The sequence below is a fragment of the Streptomyces sulphureus DSM 40104 genome (genome assembly GCF_000381025.1).
GTDB classification, from domain to species: domain Bacteria; phylum Actinomycetota; class Actinomycetes; order Streptomycetales; family Streptomycetaceae; genus Streptomyces; species Streptomyces sulphureus.
This window is the reverse complement of sequence record NZ_KB905814.1, coordinates 19933-38333: the sequence shown is the minus strand read 5'-3', so window position 1 is coordinate 38333 and position 18401 is coordinate 19933. Positions and strand designations below refer to the sequence as shown.

Here is an 18401-nt window from a genome sequence, read left to right as displayed (position 1 = left end):
GCCCGCCGGGCGGGGGTGGAAGTGATCTGGCGGCGGGGGCTGAGCTGGGCGGCGCCTTCCCGAAGAACGCCGACGCCGCGACACAGGTCGCCGCCCCGAGCCGGGGTGCAGGGGTGGCGTGCGGACCTCGCCGGCTCCGTCGTGACGGGCGGCTGCCGTGTGCGGCGGGCTTTCGCTTCGACGCGTGCGGGTGCGCTGTGCTCGTCTGCTTCCGCTTCCGTCGCCGTGGTCGGGGTCGCGGCTGGGCTGCTTTCTAAGGAACCAGGGGCGCGGCGCGCTGTTTCTAAGGTCCCTCTCGTGGACGTCAATCCTCAACTCTCCCCATGTGGCGGGTGCTTCTTAGAGAGGAGTGTGCGGGGCAGAGCGAGTCCTCCCTGGACTCGCGGGAAGCACAGGGGGCGCGATGTACGCGGAGTACGAGATTTACCGGGTGAGAGCAGCCGAACTCCGGCACGAGGCGGAGCAACAGCGTCTCGCGGTCGAGGCCAGCCGAGCGGAGCAGCGCGAGGCGGAGGCGGAGGAGCCGCGCGGGCTGCGGAAGCGCGGTGCGGCGAGGTTCGGCCGGTCCGGGCGGCGGAAGCGCGGGCGGCGTCTGTGGGGAAGGGCCGCCTGAGATGGCGCATGCGGTTCACCCGTCGCGGAAGGGTGCCGCCCTGTCAGTCCCGGGTGGGACTCTTGTCGACGTGACGTACGCGACCTCCGTAAGCCCCGTCTTCGTCGGACGCCAGGACGAACTCGCCCAACTCCGCGAGGCGTTGGAGCAGGTTCAGTCCGGTCCGCAGCACCTCCTGCTCGCCGGAGAGGCCGGGCTCGGCAAGACGCGACTCCTGGAGGAGTTCCTCGCCTGGGCGCGCGCCGAGGGGGCCGTCACCACCGTCGGCAGTTGCCTCGAACTCGGCGGCGAGGGCCTTCCGTTCGCGCCGTTCACGACGGCCCTGCGCGGCCTGCGCACCGAGCTCGGAGCCGAGGCGGTCGCGGGCGCGGCCGCCGGCCGGGAGGCCGAACTCGCCCGGCTGCTCCCCGACATCGCGCCCGCGCGCCCGGCAGGCCACGAGAGTGCCACGGCCCGCCAGGTGATGTGGGAGGAGGCCGAGGGGGACCGAGCGCGGCTCTTCGAGCTCGTGGCACGGCTGCTGGAGGTGCTCGCTGCCGAGCGCCCGCTCGTCCTCGTCCTGGAGGACCTCCACTGGGCCGACCGCTCCACCCGCGAACTCCTCGGCTACCTCTACCGCACGCTGCGCACCGGCCGCGTCGTCCTCATCGGTACCTACCGCACCGACGACATCCACCGCAGGCACCCGCTCCGCCCCTTCCTCGCCGAGCTCGACCGCCTCCGCACCGTCCGCCGCGTCGGCCTCAGGCCGCTGAGCCGCGCGGAGGTGGAGGCACAGATGGTCGGCATACAGGGCGGTGCCGAGCCGGAAGCCGCGCTCGCCGAGGCGGTCTTCGAGCGCTCGGAGGGCAACCCCTTCTTCGTCGAGGAGCTCACGTCGGAGTGCGCGACCTGCAGCATCAGCGAGTCGCTCCGCGACCTCCTGCTCATCCGCGTCGAGCGGCTCCCCGAGGAGGCGCTGCAGTTGGCGCGCCTGGTGTCGGAGGCGGGTTCCAGCGCGGAGTACGTCCTCCTGCTCGCCGTCGCCGAACTCCCCGAGCACCGGTTGCTGGAGGCGCTCCGTACGGCGGTCGGCGCCAAGGTCCTCCTGCCGACGGCGGACGGCGCCGGCTACCGCTTCCGTCACGCCCTGCTCCGCGAGGCCGTCCAGGACGACCTCCTCCCCGGTGAGGCCGCCGCGTTCAACCGGCGCTACGCCGCAGCCCTGGAAGCCGACCCGCACCTCCTCCCCGCCGAGGAGCGCACCACCCGCCTCGCGCGCCACTGGTACCGGGGTGGCGACGCCGCCCGTGCCCTCCCCGCCGCGCTCCTCGCCGCCGAGGTCGCAGCCGGGCGGTACGCCTACGCCGAGCAGCGGCAACTCCTCGAGCGCGCCATGGAGTTGTGGGACGCGGCGCCGGAGGAGGTCAGAGCCGGGCTCCAACTGGGGGAGAGTCGTGCGGTGCACCTCCCGTCCCACCGGGCGAAGCCGCCCGGCCGCGTCGAACTTCTCGCCGAGGCTGTGGTGGCGGCGCGCACGGCGGGGGAGACGGACCGTGCGATGACGCTCGTCCGGCGCGCTCTCGACCTCCTCGACGAGCGCAGCGAGCCGCTGCGCTGCGCCTGGTTCTGGGTCAAGCGTGCGCTGCTCGCCGTCGCTCTGGGGAGCGGCGACGGCTCGGCCGAGATAGCCAAGGCCGAAGAGCTGGGCCGGGGGCTCGCGCCCTCGCCCGTCCACGCGGAGGCGCTCCACGTCGCGGCGTGCTGGGCGATGCTGCGCGACCCGGGCGAGCACGCCCTCGAACTCGCCACACGCGCCGTCGAGTTGGCACGGACGGTCGGTTCGAGGGAGACGGAGATCAGGGCGCGCAACACCCTTGGCACCGTCACGGCCGCCTCCGGCGACATCGAAGCCGGCCTCGAGCAGATCCGGGTCGGCCGCGGTGAGGCGGAGAGGAACGGCGCGCACGCCGAGGTGATCCGCGCCGACATCAACCTCTCCTCCGCACTCGAAGCCGTCGGACGTTCCCGGGAGGCCGTCACCGCTGCCGAGCGTGCCGCGCACGCCGCCGTCGAGACCGGTCGCCGCTCCCAGCTCGTCTTCGCACTCGGCAACCAGATCGAAGGGCTCCTCTCGCTCGGCGAGTGGGACCGCGTTCCGGGGCTGCTGGAGCAGGCACGCGGTGGCCCGGTCACCGTCGGCACACGCGGCCTGATAGCCCTCCGCACCGGTGAACTCGCGGCCCTCCGCGGCGACACCGCCGGCGCAGGCGAGGCCCTCGCCCGGGCCCGCCGGGCCCTCGGGACCGAGCCGTACGAGCCCCAGCAGCGCATCCCGCTGCGCACCCTCTCCGTCCTGGAGGCCGCGCTGCGGGGGGACACGGCCGCCGTCAGGGAGAGAGCGGCGCTCGGCGTCTCGGAGGGCTTCCCACCCGGCACCCACCGCTACGCCTGGCCACTCCTCCTCGCCGCCGCACACCACGAGGCCGCGGTGGCGGAGAACCCCGAAGCATCCGAGGGCCGCGAGGAGGCCCTCGCGAGGATCTCCGAGGCGGCACGTACCCTCGCCCACCCCGTGCCGGTGTGGGCGGCCCACCGCGAACTGCTGCGCGCCGAACTCCTCCGCGCCGCAAGGCGGTTCGATGCCTCCCAGTGGTGCGGCGTCGAGGAGACGCTCGTCCCGTTGGAGCGCCCGCACCTCCTCGCCCACGCACGTTTCAGGAGAGCCGAGGCCCTCCTGCACGCGCACGGCGCACGCACCGCAGGGGCAGGCCGGCCAGGTTCCCCGGCCCAACTCCTCGCCTCGGTACGGGAGACGGCCGTGCGGATCGGCTCGCAGCCGCTCCGTGCGGCGGCCGAAAGGCTTGCCGCACAGGCCGGCCTAGCCGGCGAACAGCGCCGGGCGCCCCGAGCCGCCGAGAACCTGACACCACGTGAGCGGGAGGTCCTGATCCGCGTCGCCGAGGGCCGCAGCAACCGTGAGATAGCCGCGGAGCTGTTCATCTCACCGAAGACGGCGAGCGTGCACGTCTCCAACATCCTCTCCAAGCTCGGCGTCGCCGGCCGGGGAGAAGCGGCCGCGGCAGCGTTCCGACTGGGACTGGCGGGTGAGCAGGCGGCAGAGGCGAGAGCCCGGTAACGCGCGCCCGTGCCTCGCCGGCCGCTCGGCACCGCTCGGCGACTCGAGCTCGTGCCGTAGCTGGGCACGCCTGGCGCTGTTCCGCGGTGTCCGTAAGTGCCGAACGCTACTGGTTCGGGGCGTTGAGCCCTGTGCTTGCTGCACCTCCCGGGCTCGTGGCGTGGTCAGAGCTGTGCACGTGAGGCGCCGACATACCCTCCGCTCGTCCGTCGCCAACGCCTCGGGCTCCCGCAGCGGTCGAGGTTGCGTGTAGTGCTGCGATTCCGCGGGGCTCGTAGCCGTGGGAGTCGTGCAGTGGTAAGAGCTGAGCCTGCAAGACGGACATGCCGCCCGGCACCGCCCCACAACCCTGGTGCCTATCGGTATCGAGGCCGGCGTGCGGACCGTCGACGTCCGTCGCGCCGAAAGCGTGTGCCCAAGGACCCGGGCTCATACCGCAAGCGGAGCCACACGTATTGGAAGTTGCTGGGCGCTACCCCTCATGCGCCGCCCCGACCCCGAGTCCGCACCGCAACCGCGCGTATCAGGCGCTGGTGTTCCCCACTCCTAGTGAGCACCCACCCACCGCTTGCTTGGGCCGGGGCCACAACCGTACGCACCCAGCGCTGCCCGCAGCCCCTCGCACAGGAGCCCCAACACCCCGGCCACGTACAGCGATCCGGGCCGCCCCCGGCCGTCCCTTGCGCTCAGCGCCGCCTTTACGCCTCGCCGGGTTCCTCCTCGACGCGCGGGCGGGGCGGCAGCACGCCCTCCGTCGGCAGGGTGACGACGACCTTGCCCGAGTCGAGGTCGATGGGCCCGCACCCCGGCCCGCCGACGGTCGCGTCGTCGCGGCTGTACTCCAGCCGTTTGCGCTCCTCGTGGACGTGGCGCGAGCCGGGGATGAAGAGCTCCTCGAGCGCGTTGACGCTCAGCATCGTTCTCCTCCGCTCGGTGGTGTCGGTCCGCTCCGCCGCCCCGATCCTCCGGGTGTCCGCTCAGCGCACCTTCAACCGCAGGATACGGTCGTCGCCCTTGGAGGGCGTCCCCCTGGAGTCCGTCTCGCTAGTGACGAGCCACAGCCCGTCCTTCCCCGCGGGGGCGACGGTGCGAAGGCGCCCGTACTTCCCCTTGAAGAACGACTGCGGCTCGGCCGCCGCCTTCGTCCCGTCGAGCGGGATGCGCCAGAGTCGCTCCCCGCGCAGCCCGGCCATCCACACCGAGCCCTCGGCGACGGCGAGGCCGCTCGGCGACGCCTCGCTCGGCTTCCACTGCTCGATCGGGTCGACGTACCCGCGCTCGTCCGCCTTCCCCTCCACCTCGGGCCAGCCGTAGTTCTTCCCCGGCTGGATGAGGTTGAGCTCGTCCCAGTCGTCCTGACCGAACTCCGAGGCCCACAGGCGTTTTCCCGAGTCCCAGTCGAAGCCCTGCACGTTGCGGTGGCCCCAGGAGTAGACGACCGAGTCCGCCTCGGGGTTGCCCTGGCCGGGAGGCTCTCCGTCGGGCGTCATCCGGAGGATCTTCCCGCCGAGCGACTCGCGGTCCTGCGCCTCGTCGCCCCGACCGCCCTCGCCCGTACCGGCGTAGAGCATCTTGTCCGGGCCGAAAGCGATCCGGCCGCCGTTGTGCGTGGTGCCCTTGGGGATGCCCTTGAGCACCGTGTCGGGTGCCCCGAGTTGGTTGCCCTCGTCCTTCTTCGGGTCGTAGACGAGGCGCGCGATGCGGTTGTCGGACTCGGTGGTGAAGTAGACATAGACCGACCTGTCGTCCCCCGGCGGGACGGCGACGCCGAGCAAGCCGCCCTCCCCGGCGGCGGCGACGCCCGGCACGGTCCCCGCCTCGGTCTTCTCCCCGCTCTCCCCGTCGACGCGGAGGACCTTACCGCTGTCCCGCTCCGTCACCAGCAGGTCTCCGTCGCCGAGTTCGGCGAGGCCCCAGGGCGCTTCGAGGTTCTTGGTGAGCGTCTCCACCACCTCGGCGTCGCCCTTGGCCGGCGCCGCGGAGCCCGAGGGCGAGGCGTCGGCGGAGCCCTCGCCGGAGGCGGAGGGCGACGGCGAGCTCTCGCCGTCGCCCGAGTCCGACGAGCAGCCGGAGAGCAGGAGTTGGGTCGTCAGGGCTGCCGCGAGGGCCGCGGTCGCTCGGGAGCGTCGCACGTCGTCGATCCCCTTCTCGTCGGGTTGCGGTAGGGGTCAGCACACCACACACGAGGCGACGTTTCGGCGCACCACGGTGTTCCCAGCGAGCTCGTCAGTACCACGAGCCGACGGCCTGGGGGAGCGCGGTGATCTCGGCGAGATCCTCGGCTGTGAGCGCGAGTTCGGCCGCCCCGCTGTTCTCCTCGACCCACTCCGCCTTCTTCGTGCCCGGCACCGGCACGACGTGCGCCCCCTGTGCGAGGAGCCAGGCGAGCGCCGCCTGCGCGGGCGTCGCGCCGTGCCGTTCCGCGACGCGGCGGAGCCCGGCGACGACCGGCTGATTCGCCGCCATCATCTCCGCGGTGAACCGGGGATGGCGCGCACGCAGGTCGTCGGGTTCGAAGCCGCCGCCTGTGGTGAGGCGGCCCGTCAGGTACCCGTTGCCGAGCGGCATGGCGGCGAGGAACCCGACGCCGCGCGCGCTGCACCAGGGCACCAGGGTGCGGAGGGCCTCGCGGGACCAGACGGAGAGCTCCGCCTGCACGGCGGCGACGGGGAAGACCTGCTGGACGCGGGCGAGTTGACCGAGCGTCTTTTCGTGCACCCCCGACCTACCGCGGCGGTCGGCGCGCGCCCCCATCGCGCAGAAGCCGAGCGCCCGTACCTTCCCCGCGGTGACGAGCTCGGCCATCGCACCCCAGGTCTCCTCGACAGGGACCTCCGGGTCGACGCGGTGGAGCTGGTAGAGGTCGATGGTGTCGGTCTGCAGGCGGCGCAGGGATGCGTCGCAGGCGCGGCGTATGTAGCTGGGACGGCCGTTGGCGACGAGGTGCTGCTCGCCGACGAGCAGCCCGCACTTGGTGGAGACGAACGCGTCCTCGCGGCGCTCCTTGAGCACCCTGCCGAGCAGCAGCTCGTTGGTGAACGGGCCGTACATGTCGGCGGTGTCGAGGAGCGTGACGCCCCGGTCGAGGGCAGTGTGCACGGCGCGCACGGACGTCTCCCCGCGCTGCTCAGAGGTGGAGTACGCCCAGCTCATGGGCATGCACCCGAGCCCAATGGCTCCCACCCCGAGCGCCACGGGCCCGAGACTCCTGCGCTCCAACGGTCGAGCTCCCTCCTGACGGCCACCAAACTAACCGGTGGCACCGACAGCCGTCGCACGGCCCTTGATCCACTCGGCGACCACCGACGATCTAACCTCGGGGCGCATGAATGCGTCGACCAACATGCCGCCTGCACCCGCGCCCGAGGCCCGCGAGGTCTGGCTCCCCTTCCGCCCCGAGACCGTCGAGGGCCTCCCGACCTCTCTCACCTACCGGCACTGGGACGGCGGCGAGGAGTTCCCCGCCGACCCGGCCCACTGCGCTTTCTACGTCCCCCCGTACATGCGCGGCAGGGAGGCGACGCTCCGGCCGCTCCCCGTGATGCCCAACCTCCGCGTCGTCCAGATGCTCATGGCCGGTATCGACGCGCTGGAACCGTCGATCCCGCACCTTCCGGACGGGACGCTCGTCTGCAACGCGCAGGGCGTCCACGACACCAGCACCGCGGAGTTGGCGCTCAGCCTCGTCCTCGCCTCGCTGCGCGGCGTCCCCGACTTCGTCAGGCAGCAGGACGCCGGAATCTGGAACGGGGGATTCCGCGAGTCGCTCGCCGACAAGAGGGTGCTGATCGTCGGATACGGTGCGATCGGCGCCGCGATCGAGGAACGGCTTGTTCCTTTCGAGGTGGCCGAGGTGCTGCGGGTCGCCAGGCACGCCCGAGAGGCCCCCCGGGGACCCGTACGTACGCTCGCGGAACTGGACGGACTGCTGCCCCTGGCCGATGCGGTGATCCTCTGCACGCCGCTCACCGACCAGACGCGGCACCTCGCCGACGCGGCCTTCCTGGGCCGGATGAAGGACGGGGCGCTGCTCGTCAACATCGCACGCGGAGCGGTCGTCGACACGGACGCGCTCCTCGCCGAACTGGGCACACCCGCAGGGCCGTCGGGCCCGCGGAAGCCCGGAAGGCTGCGGGCGGCGCTGGACGTCACGGAGCCCGAGCCGCTCCCGGAGGACCACCCGCTCTGGCAGGCGCCGGGCACGCTGATCACCCCGCACGTCGGCGGACCGACCTCCGCGTTCCGGCCCCGTGCCGAGCGGCTCCTGCGCGAGCAGTTGGGACGCTGGGCGCGCGGCGCACCGCTCGACCACGTGAGGGCAGTGGCCTGAGGGGAAGCGGTGACGGGGGAGCGGCGAGCGGCGCCGTCCGCGTCGAACTGCCGTCCGCCCGGGCACGGTTGCGGGAGATGCGAGAGATCGCTCGACGGTGCGACGAAAGGACGTTGCGCCCTGTCGCTCGCGTCGGCGGGCGTGCATGCTGCCGTGCGGTGGCGCCGGTTCGGCGCGGCGCCCGCGAGAGACCTGGAGGCGCTGTCCCGCGCTGTGCGGCGACGGGGGGCCGCAAGCGGTATCCGGGGAGGCGGAAAGCCGTCGAAGCGCTCAGAAACCACGCTACGGAAGCGTATGAATGCTCCCCGTGCCGGGCATGCCTTTTATCGTCACGGACTGTATGGGGGCTATGTCCCTGAGTGACGAGCTGGTGTATCGTCCCGACAGGGGGCGAACCCGGACACGAGGGGGGCGACGGGCGGAATGCAGGAGCACAGGACCAAGCGCCGCGCGCGGCGCCGGTGTCACCCGCTGCCGGAGGCAACACCCCCGGCAGCAACGGCCGGTTGGCCGTTCGCGGTGCGGCGGCAGCAGGAGAAACCTCCGGCCTGGAGGGCAGTCTGGTGAGCGCGCAGGAAGCAGTACCCGGGGAGCGCCGGCTCTGGACCGGCGTACGTCCCCTTCCGTCGTACCACCGTCGCACGGCACCCCGGCATCTCCTCGCCGGGCTTCGGCCGGGCGTGGCGGGTCAGTTGGTGATCGCCGCGCTCTCCGGGGGGTACGCCGTCGGTGCGGCGCTCGGCTGGAGGTCCGAGGAAGTCGCCGTCTTCATGGGGGACTTCGGCCTCAGCCTGGCCGCCCTGCTCGCCGGCGCCTCCTGCCTCTGGTACGCGATCACCCGCAGTGAGCGCGAGTTCCGGCCGGCCTGGCTGCTCTTCGGTGCCTCCTCGCTGATGGCGAGCGCGGGCAACGCCGTCTGGGGGTGGTACGAGCTGGTTCTCCACTCAGCCGTGCCGCGCCCCTCGGCAGCCGACTTCTGTTTCCTGCTCTTCGCGCCACCGGCCATCGTCGGCCTGCTGGTGCTCGCCAAGCGCCCGGTCACCAGGGCGCGTTGGGTCTGCCTCGGCCTCGACACCTGGCTGATCGGCGGCTCCCTGCTGACGCTCTCCTGGTCGGTCGCGCTGGTGCACACGGCCTACGGGGCCGACGACTCCGTCGCCCTCGGCGCCCTCAAGCTCGCCTACCCGCTCCTCGACATCGTGCTCGTCAGCATGGTGCTGGTGCTCCACTTCCGCCGCACCTCGGCGCACCGCTCCGCGGTCAACACCGCCATCGGCGCCCTCGCCCTCACCGTCCTCTGCGACGCCCTGTTCACCTCGCCGATGCTCAGGGACCACTACACCTCGGGCCAACTCCTCGACGCGGGTTGGTTCGCCGGCTCCCTCCTCCTCGCGTACGCGCCCTGGGTGCGCAGGCATGAGTCCGGCGAGCGGCGCCCCGAGGGGGAGGCAGGGGCGGTTTCGGGCGACGCCGCGGGGATGCCGGAGCGGCGCAGGTCCCTGCCGGGCTCGTTCGCCGCACTGATGCCCTACCTCTCGGCCGCGGTCTGCGTGCTGGGCATCCTCTACAACTCGCTCGACGGCCGTGACGTCGACCGGGTCGTGCTCTTCACGGGCTGCGCCGTCGTGCTCGCGCTCGTCGTCCGCCAGGGGATCATGCTTGGCGACAACCTCCGGCTCACCCAGGAACTCGCCTACAAGGAGAGCCACTTCAGGTCGCTGGTGCAAGGGTCGAGCGACGTCATCATGATCGCAGCGCCCGACGGCGTCCTGCGGTACGTGTCGCCGGCAGCCGCGGGTGTCTACGGCAGGGACGGCGACGGGCTCGTCGGCTCCGAACTCGCCGCGCTCGTCCACCCCGACGACCTCGCCGGCGTCCTCCACGAGGTGCGGAGGTTCCTCGCCTCCTCGCCCGAGGAGGAGCCCTCGGCACGCATCGAGTGCCGCTTCCGCCACGGCGACGGCCACTGGCTCAACGTCGAGTCCACCGTCAACCGCTACCAGGGCGGCCTGATCTTCAACAGCCGTGACGTCACCGAACGCGTCCGCCTCCAGGCCCAGTTGCAGCACAATGCCTCCCACGACACCCTCACCGACCTTCCCAACCGGGCCCTGTTCACCGAGCGGGTGAGGAAGGCGCTCTCCGGCCGCCGCGAAAGCGACGGCGGGGCCGCCGTGCTCTACATCGACCTCGACGGCTTCAAGGCCGTCAACGACACCGTCGGCCACCAGGCCGGGGACGAGCTGCTCATCCTCGCCGCCCGGCGACTGCGCGAGTCGATCCGCGCCGGGGACACCGCCGCCCGCCTCGGCGGGGACGAGTTCGCCGTTCTCATCCAGTCCGACGCCGACTGCGGGCGGCAGACCGCCGCCGAACGGGAGTTGCGCATACAGGAGATCGCCGACCGTCTCCGCCTCACCCTCTCCGAGCCGTACCGGGTGGACGGCGGCAACCAGGTACGCGTGGCCGCCTCGATCGGTATCGCCTTCGCGGAGCCGGGGATCTCGCCTTCGGCCCTGATGCGCAACGCCGACCTCGCGATGTACCGCGCGAAGCAGGCGGGCAAGGACCGCGTCGAGCTCTACGCCCCCCAGATGCAAGCCGAGGTGGTCAAGCGCGCCGAGCTCCAGGCGAGGCTGCGAAGCGCCCTCCACGACGGCGAGTTCACCCTCCTCCACCAGCCCGTCGTCGATCTCGACACCGGCCGGATCACCGCCGTCGCCGCCGAGGCGCGCTGGCGCTCGGCCGAGGGCATCCTCTTCACGCCGGCCGAGTTCCTCCGCACCGAGGGCGCGACCGAGGACGAGGCGGGCGGCGCCCGGAGCGAACGGGCTGCCGAGGTGAGCCGCTGGCTCCTCCAGGAGGCCGTCCGGCAGGCGGCGGCCCGCTACCTCGACGGCTTCACCACACCCGTGATCGTCCGCCTCCCGATGCGCCGGGTCACCGAGGCGTCCCTCGCCCCGGCGGCTGTGGAAGCCCTCCTGGAGCGGCACGGGCTCCCTTCCTCCGGCCTCGTCCTGGAGCTCACCGACAGCGATCCACGCACGCACTTCGACGAGTTGGAGCGCCGCCTGAGCGCGCTGCGGAGGCTCGGCGTCTGCATCGCGCTGGAGGGCTTCGGCAGCGGATACGCAGCCCTCACCGCGCTCCGCCGTCTCCCGGTCGACATGCTGCGGCTCGATGCCGCCGCCGTCCGCGGCACCATGGACTCCCCACGTCAGCGCACGGTCACGGCCGGCCTCCTCACCATCGCAGGCGACCTCGGTCTCCTCACCGTCGCAGAGGGGGTCGACCTCCCCGAGCAGGCGGAGACGCTGAGGGAGTTGGGATGCTCGCACGCCCAAGGGGCCACGTTCAGCGGCCCGTTGGACGAGCACCGGCTGCGGAGGGCGCTCACGCGCGGCGAGTACCTCCTCCAGCGGCGCCGGCTCGATCCGGTGGGCGCGGTCGGAGCCGTCTCAGGAGTGGGGGCGGCAGGAGGCGGCATGGGAGCACCGGTTGGCCTCTCGGGGGAGGAGCTCGGCGGCCGCTCGGTGGTGATCGCCGGCACCCTTCCGATGCCGAGGGGCGGCGCGGTCCCAGCGGACTCCCTCGGCCGCCCCGCCCTCCGACCGAATGCTGAGACGTCCGTCCCACCCACTTGACACCCGGGGGTTGACGGGGGGATTGTCTCTGCCATGCACACCCGAATTCTCGTACTTGGAAAGCGCGTCGGCTGACAGCGGATCGTAAGAATCCGCGCACACCAGCGGCGCGCTCCCCTCGCTTGCCTCACGGCACGAGGGGTTTTTTGTTGCACAAGGCGGGGTCGCGAGGCCGCCCCGTACACCACCACACGGACCGGAAGATGCGAGCGGACCACCGGCGGCACCGGCCGGGCAGGGCAGAGCCCCGGCCGCGCCCTCCGCAACCGGGCGCCGGCGACGTGCGGACGGCCTCCCCGTCACAGCCCACCGCGAGCGAACACCCGGACCCTCACCTCCGAGAAGAGAGAGCGATGACCGAGCAGGCAACCGGGGCGCCCAAGCCCCAGCCGCGGGCCCGTACCGGCGGACAGCCCACCATCCCTGCACCCGCAGCGCCGATCACCGGCGCGCAGTCCCTCATCCGCTCGCTCGAGGAGGTAGGGGCCGACACCGTCTTCGGTATCCCCGGCGGAGCGATCCTTCCGGCCTACGACCCGATGATGGACTCGGGCAAGGTCCGCCACGTCCTCGTCCGCCACGAGCAGGGCGCGGGCCACGCGGCCACGGGGTACGCGCAGGCCACGGGGAAGGTCGGCGTCTGCATGGCCACCTCTGGCCCCGGCGCCACCAACCTCGTCACGCCGCTCGCCGACGCGCACATGGACTCGGTGCCGATGGTCGCCATCACGGGCCAGGTCGCCAGCCGGATGATCGGCACCGACGGCTTCCAGGAGGCCGACATCTGCGGCATCTCGATGCCGGTGACGAAGCACAACTTCCTCGTGCGCGACCCCGACGACATCCCGCGCATCATCGCCGAGGCGTTCCACATCGCTGCCACGGGACGCCCGGGCCCCGTCGTCGTCGACATCGCCAAGGACGCGCTGGAGGGCCGCACCGTCTTCGCGTGGCCGCCCACCACCGACCTGCCCGGCTACCACCCTGTGACGAAGCCGCACGGCAAGCAGATCAGGGAGGCGGCACGGCTGCTCTGCGAGGCTTCCCGCCCCGTTCTCTACGTCGGCGGCGGCGTCCTGAAGGCAGGCGCCTCCGCGGAGTTGAAGGTGCTCGCCGAACTCACGGGCGCCCCTGTCACGACGACGCTCATGGGCCTCGGCTCCTTCCCCGACAGCCACGAGCAGCACCTGGGCATGCCGGGCATGCACGGAGCCGTCGCGGCCGTCACCGCGCTGCAGAAGTCGGACCTGATCGTGGGACTCGGAGTCCGCTTCGATGACCGCGTCACCGGAAAGTTGGATTCCTTCGCGCCGCACGCCAAGGTCGTCCACGCCGACATCGACCCCGCGGAGATCGGCAAGAACCGCGCGGCCGACGTCCCGATCGTCGGCGACGCGCGCGAGGTGATCGCCGACCTCGTCGTCGCCCTCCAGGCGGAGTTCGAGGGCGGGTACGCAGGCGAGGAGGCGAGAGCCCGGTACGCGGAGTGGTGGAAGCTCCTCAGCCGCTGGAGCGAGGCGTACCCGCTCGGCTACGACCTGCCCGAGGACGGCACGCTCGCCCCGCAGCAGGTGATCCAGCGGCTCGGCGAACTCGCCCCTGAAGACTCGGTCTTCGCCGCAGGCGTGGGCCAGCACCAGATGTGGGCGGCGCACTTCATCGACCACGAAACCCCGGCGACCTGGCTCAACTCCGGCGGCCTCGGCACGATGGGGTACGCGGTCCCGGCGGCGCTCGGTGCCAAGGTGGGGCAGCCGGGGCGCACCGTCTGGGCGGTCGACGGGGACGGCTGCTTCCAGATGACCAACCAGGAGCTGGTCACGGCCGCGATGAACGGCATCCCGATCAAGGTCGCCGTGATCAACAACGGTGCGCTCGGCATGGTCCGCCAGTGGCAGACCCTCTTCTACAACCAGCGCTACTCCAACACCAACCTCCACGCGCCCCACGGCGCACCGCCCGAGGAGCCGGAGGAGGGCCCGCTGTCGAGGGGCACCCGCTGCCCCGACTTCGTGAAGCTCGCGGAGGCGATGGGCTGCGTCGGCCTCCGCTGCGAGACCCCCGACCAGCTCGACGCGGTGATCGAGAAGGCCAACGCGATCAACGACCGCCCCGTCGTCGTCGACTTCATCGTCAACGAGGACGCCATGGTCTGGCCGATGGTCGCCGCCGGTACCTCCAACGACGAGGTCATGGCGGCCCGCGGAGTCCGCCCGGACTTCAGCGGCGACGACTGACCGGCCGATCCGGCCGCCGAGCAACCGAGCACTCTCTCACGAAACGGGCCGCCCACATGTCCAAGCACACACTCTCCGTCCTGGTGGAGGACACTCCGGGCATCCTCGCTAGGATCGCCTCACTGTTCTCCCGGCGCGGGTTCAACATCGACTCGCTCGCCGTCGGAGTCACCGAGCACCCCGACATCTCCCGCATCACCATCGTGGTGAATGTCGAGGACCTGCCGCTCGAGCAGGTCACCAAGCAGCTCAACAAGCTGGTCAACGTACTGAAGATCGTCGAGTTGGAGCCGGACTCGGCTGTCCAGCGCGAACTGGTCCTCGCCAAGGTCCGCGCCGACAACGAGACCCGCTCCCAGATCGTGGAGATCGTCCAGCTCTTCCGCGCCAAGACGGTCGACGTCTCACCCGAGGCCGTCACCATCGAGGCGACCGGCTCCGGCGACAAGCTGGAGGCGATGCTGAAGATGCTGGAGCCCTTCGGCATCAAGGAACTGGTGCAGTCCGGCACGATCGCCATCGGGCGAGGCGCCCGCTCCATCACCGACCGGAGCCTGCGTTCGCTCGAGCGGACGGCCTGAGCCGCAGCGCCGTTGCACTCACGGGGGCCTGAAGTCCCGTAGGCCCCGCCCCAACGCCGACCGCCACAGGCGGCCGACGCAATCAGCAAGCGAAGCAAGGAGAAACCCCAAGTGGCCGAGCTGTTCTACGACGACGATGCCGACCTCTCCCTGATCCAGGGCCGCAAGGTCGCGGTCCTCGGCTACGGGAGCCAGGGCCATGCCCACGCGCTCTCGCTGCGCGACTCCGGCGTGGACGTGCGGGTCGGCCTGCACGAGGGCTCCAAGTCCCGTGCCAGGGCCGAGGAGCAGGGCCTGAAGGTGACCACTCCGGGCGAGGCGGCAGCCGAGGCCGACGTGATCATGATCCTCGTCCCCGACCCGATCCAGGCCAAGATCTACGAGGAGTCCGTCGCCCCGAACCTCAAGGACGGCGACGCGATCTTCTTCGGGCACGGCCTCAACATCCGCTACGGCTTCATCCAGCCCCCGTCGACCGTCGACGTCTGCATGGTCGCGCCCAAGGGCCCCGGCCACCTGGTCCGCCGCCAGTACGAGGAGGGCCGCGGCGTCCCGTGCATCGCGGCGGTGGAGAACGACGCCAGCGGCAACGCGTTCGCGCTCGCCCTCTCGTACGCGAAGGGCATCGGCGGCACCCGTGCCGGCGTCATCAAGACGACCTTCACCGAGGAGGCCGAGACCGACCTCTTCGGTGAGCAGGCCGTGCTCTGCGGCGGCACCTCGGCCCTCGTGAAGGCCGGCTTCGAGACGCTCGTCGAGGCCGGGTACCAGCCGGAGATCGCGTACTTCGAGTGCCTCCACGAGCTGAAGCTCATCGTCGACCTCATGTACGAGGGCGGCCTGGAGAAGATGCGCTGGTCGATCTCGGAGACGGCGGAGTGGGGCGACTACGTCTCGGGTCCGCGCGTGGTCAACGACGCGACCAAGGCCGAGATGCGCAAGATCCTCTCGGAGATCCAGGACGGCTCCTTCGCCAACAACTGGATGGCCGAGTACAACGCCGGTCTGCCGAAGTACAACGAGTACAAGAAGGACGACCACGACAGCCTGCTGGAGAGCACGGGCCGCAAGCTCCGCTCCCTGATGAGCTGGGTCGACGAGCCGGAGGGCGAGGCTTCCAAGAACGCCTGACGCTCCGGGCGGTCCCCACGCGGACCCGCCGCGGCCCCGTTTCGGGCTGACCGATCCCGGCGTACGCTCGGAGGGCGCTTCCACGAAGGGAGCGCCCTCCGAGGCGTGCCGTCCGCTGGCAGGGGAACGATCATTTCGAGAGTTCCGTCACGTCCGGGGGCCGTCGCTAGACTGCATCATGCAAGCGCGCCAGGCTCACAGCGTCGTGCGTCTGCCCTGCGCCCGCGGGGATGACCCCCTCCACCGTCTGCGGCCGTCGGGACTCGGCCGTGCCCCGCCGGCGTGCGGGGATGATCCGACTGGAGACCACGTGAGCAAGCCTGTAGTACTCATCGCAGAAGAGCTGTCGCCCGCCACTGTCGACGCCCTCGGACCGGACTTCGAGATCCGGCACTGCAACGGTGCGGACCGAGCCGAGCTCCTTCCTGCGATCGCCGACGTCGACGCGATCCTCGTCCGCTCGGCAACGAAGGTCGACGACGAGGCGATCGCCGCCGCCGGGAAGCTCAAAGTCATCGCCCGCGCCGGCGTCGGCCTCGACAACGTCGACGTTCCCGCGGCGACGAAGGCGGGCGTGATGGTGGTCAACGCCCCCACCTCCAACATCGTCACCGCCGCGGAGCTCGCCTGCGGCCTCCTCATCGCCACTGCCCGCAACATCCCCCAGGCCACCGGCTCGTTGAAGAACGGCGAGTGGAAGCGGAGCAAGTACACAGGCGTCGAGCTGAGCGAGAAGACCCTCGGCGTCGTCGGGCTCGGGCGGATCGGTGTGCTCGTCGCGCAGCGCATGTCGGCGTTCGGCATGAAGGTCGTCGCCTACGACCCGTTCGTCCAGCCGGCCCGCGCCGCGCAGATGGGCGTCAAGCTGCTCTCCCTCGACGAACTCCTGGAGGTCTCGGACTTCGTCACCGTCCACCTCCCGAAGACCCCGGAGACCGCGGGCCTCATCGGTGACGAGGCGCTCCACAAGGTCAAGCCGTCCGTCCGCATCGTCAACGCGGCGCGTGGCGGCATCGTCGACGAGGACGCGCTCGCCTCAGCGCTCAAGGAAGGGCGCGTGGCAGGCGCGGGGCTCGACGTCTACGCCTCCGAACCCTGCACCGACTCCCCGCTCTTCGCCTTCGACCAGGTCGTCTGCACCCCGCACCTCGGCGCCTCGACGGGGGAGGCGCAGGAGAAGGCAGGTATCGCCGTCGCCAAGTCGGTCCGGCTGGCGCTCGCGGGCGAACTGGTGCCGGACGCCGTCAACGTCCAGGGCGGGGTCATCGCCGAGGACGTCCGTCCGGCGCTGCCGCTTGCGGAGAAGCTGGGCCGCATCTTCACGGCGCTGGCGGGCGAGGTCGCCGTCCGGCTCGACGTCGAGGTCTACGGCGAGATCACTCAGCACGATGTCAAGGTGCTGGAACTCTCCGCGCTGAAGGGCGTGTTCGAGGACGTCGTCGACGACACGGTCTCCTACGTCAACGCCCCGCTCTTCGCGCAGGAGCGCGGCATCGAGGTGCGGTTGACCACGTCGAGCGAGGCGCGGAACCACCGCAACGTCGTCACCGTGCGCGGCACACTCTCGGGCGGTGAGGAGGTCTCGGCCTCCGGCACCCTCGCCGGTCCGAAGAACCTCCAGAAGATCGTCGCCATCAACGACCACGACGTCGACCTCGCCCTCACCGACCACATGGCGTTCCTCAGCTACACGGACCGCCCGGGCGTCGTCGGCACCGTGGGCCGCATCCTCGGCGAGGCCGGCGTCAACATCGCCGGTATGCAGGTCTCTCGGGCGGAGGAGGGCGGTGAGGCGGTCGTCGCCCTCACCGTCGACGACACCGTCGGTGCCACGGTGCTCAACGAGATCGCCGGCGAGGTCGGCGCCACCCGCGCCCGCGGGGTCGACCTAACGGAGTGAACCGGACGCCTGCGCGGGACGAGCCGCTCTGCGCGGGCGCAGCAGCAAGGGGCCGGGCTCGGCGGGAGGTTCGACCTCCTGCCGAGCCCGGCCCGTTTGCGCGGCTTCCGCCGGGGTGGGTTCAGCCGGTGGCGAGCCCGTCGACCAGGCGGTTGAGGAACCGCGCGAAGGTGGCTTCGGGGGTGAGGGGGCGCCCGGGAGCGGAGAGGGCTTCGGCGAGCTCGGGGTGTGCGCCGTCGCTCGCGACCGCGGCGAGGTAACGGGCTTCGGTTCCGGCGCGCTCGGTGGACTGTGCGGCCGCGGCCTGTGTGATCTCGTGGGAGACGTGCGCGGCCGCGAACGCGGTGAGTTGGGCGAAGACCTCCAGCTTCGCCGCACCGTCCAGGCCGGTCGGCCGTAGGGCTGCGAGGACGTGCTCGAGGAACGCCAGGGCGTTGGGGCCCGGAGTACGGCGGGTGGAGAGCGCCGCCGGCAGCCAGGGGTGCCGCAGCATGAGGGCACGCTGCCGATGGGCGACGGCCTTGAGGTCGACGCGCCAGTCACCGGTGAGCGGGTCGGTGGTCGGGAGTTCGCCGCTGACGTGGTCGACCATCAGGTGCAGCAGCGTCTCCTTGTCGGGCGCGTAGCTGTAGAGCGACATCACGCCGGCGCCGACCTGCGCGGCCACTCTCCGCATGGTGACGGCTTCGATCCCCTCCGCGTCGGCGAGTGCGACGGCTGCCGCGGTGATCGCCTCTCGGCTGTAGGCAGGCTTGCGACCTCTGCGTGGGGGGCCGGAGTGCAGCCAGAGCTGCTGAGGGTCGACGCCGCGGGCGCCTTCGTCGTGAGGCATGGTCCACGCCTTTTC

General features: G+C 71.6%; 12 protein-coding genes. 8 read left to right on the top strand and 4 right to left on the bottom strand.

Annotated features, from left to right (window positions below; genetic code table 11):
* Positions 1-403 precede the first annotated feature (403 nt).
* Positions 404-613, top strand: a complete 210-nt coding sequence (locus F603_RS0104455; RefSeq protein WP_019544813.1) for a hypothetical protein — start codon at positions 404-406, stop codon at positions 611-613.
* A 70-nt stretch (positions 614-683) separates the two neighbouring features.
* Positions 684-3731, top strand: coding sequence for a helix-turn-helix transcriptional regulator (locus F603_RS0104450; RefSeq protein ID WP_019544812.1), 3048 nt, complete (start codon positions 684-686; stop codon positions 3729-3731).
* 698 nt (positions 3732-4429) lie between these two features.
* Here F603_RS0104450 and F603_RS0104445 read toward each other — a convergent pair.
* The 3 genes from F603_RS0104445 to F603_RS0104435 form a co-directional block, all read right to left on the bottom strand.
* Complete coding sequence (locus F603_RS0104445; protein WP_019544811.1) at positions 4430-4648, bottom strand: DUF6191 domain-containing protein; 219 nt, start codon at positions 4646-4648, stop codon at positions 4430-4432.
* A 60-nt stretch (positions 4649-4708) separates the two neighbouring features.
* On the bottom strand, positions 4709-5863 hold the full coding sequence (locus F603_RS0104440) for a PQQ-dependent sugar dehydrogenase (RefSeq protein WP_019544810.1): 1155 nt from the start codon (positions 5861-5863) through the stop codon (positions 4709-4711).
* A gap of 94 nt (positions 5864-5957) precedes the next feature.
* Positions 5958-6950, bottom strand: a complete 993-nt coding sequence (locus F603_RS0104435; RefSeq protein WP_026328139.1) for an aldo/keto reductase — start codon at positions 6948-6950, stop codon at positions 5958-5960.
* A 106-nt stretch (positions 6951-7056) separates the two neighbouring features.
* On the opposite strand from F603_RS0104435, the gene F603_RS0104430 reads away from it, so the two are divergent.
* The 6 genes from F603_RS0104430 to serA all read left to right on the top strand — a co-directional run bounded on the left by F603_RS0104430 (position 7057) and on the right by serA (position 17554).
* Positions 7057-8061 carry a 2-hydroxyacid dehydrogenase gene (locus F603_RS0104430; protein ID WP_078503541.1) on the top strand — a complete coding sequence of 335 codons (1005 nt, stop codon included), beginning with the start codon at positions 7057-7059 and terminating at the stop codon, positions 8059-8061.
* A gap of 563 nt (positions 8062-8624) precedes the next feature.
* A complete protein-coding gene (locus F603_RS31560) occupies positions 8625-11705 on the top strand; it encodes a putative bifunctional diguanylate cyclase/phosphodiesterase (protein ID WP_425426947.1) in 3081 nt (1026 codons plus the stop codon).
* A gap of 353 nt (positions 11706-12058) precedes the next feature.
* On the top strand, positions 12059-13942 hold the full coding sequence (locus tag F603_RS0104420) for an acetolactate synthase large subunit (protein WP_019544807.1): 1884 nt from the start codon (positions 12059-12061) through the stop codon (positions 13940-13942).
* 56 nt (positions 13943-13998) lie between these two features.
* Positions 13999-14523, top strand: a complete 525-nt coding sequence (ilvN, locus tag F603_RS0104415) for an acetolactate synthase small subunit (RefSeq protein ID WP_016909951.1) — start codon at positions 13999-14001, stop codon at positions 14521-14523.
* 111 nt (positions 14524-14634) lie between these two features.
* Positions 14635-15654, top strand: a complete 1020-nt coding sequence (gene ilvC, locus F603_RS0104410) for a ketol-acid reductoisomerase (protein ID WP_019544806.1) — start codon at positions 14635-14637, stop codon at positions 15652-15654.
* Between the two features lie 310 nt (positions 15655-15964).
* Positions 15965-17554 (top strand): phosphoglycerate dehydrogenase, encoded by a 1590-nt coding sequence (gene serA / locus F603_RS0104405; protein WP_019544805.1) that lies wholly within the window; start codon positions 15965-15967, stop codon positions 17552-17554.
* Between the two features lie 121 nt (positions 17555-17675).
* Here serA and F603_RS0104400 read toward each other — a convergent pair whose 3' ends face one another.
* Positions 17676-18386: a TetR/AcrR family transcriptional regulator C-terminal domain-containing protein gene (locus tag F603_RS0104400; RefSeq protein WP_019544804.1), complete on the bottom strand. Its 711-nt coding sequence runs from the start codon at positions 18384-18386 to the stop codon at positions 17676-17678.
* Between the last annotated feature and the right edge of the window lie 15 nt (positions 18387-18401).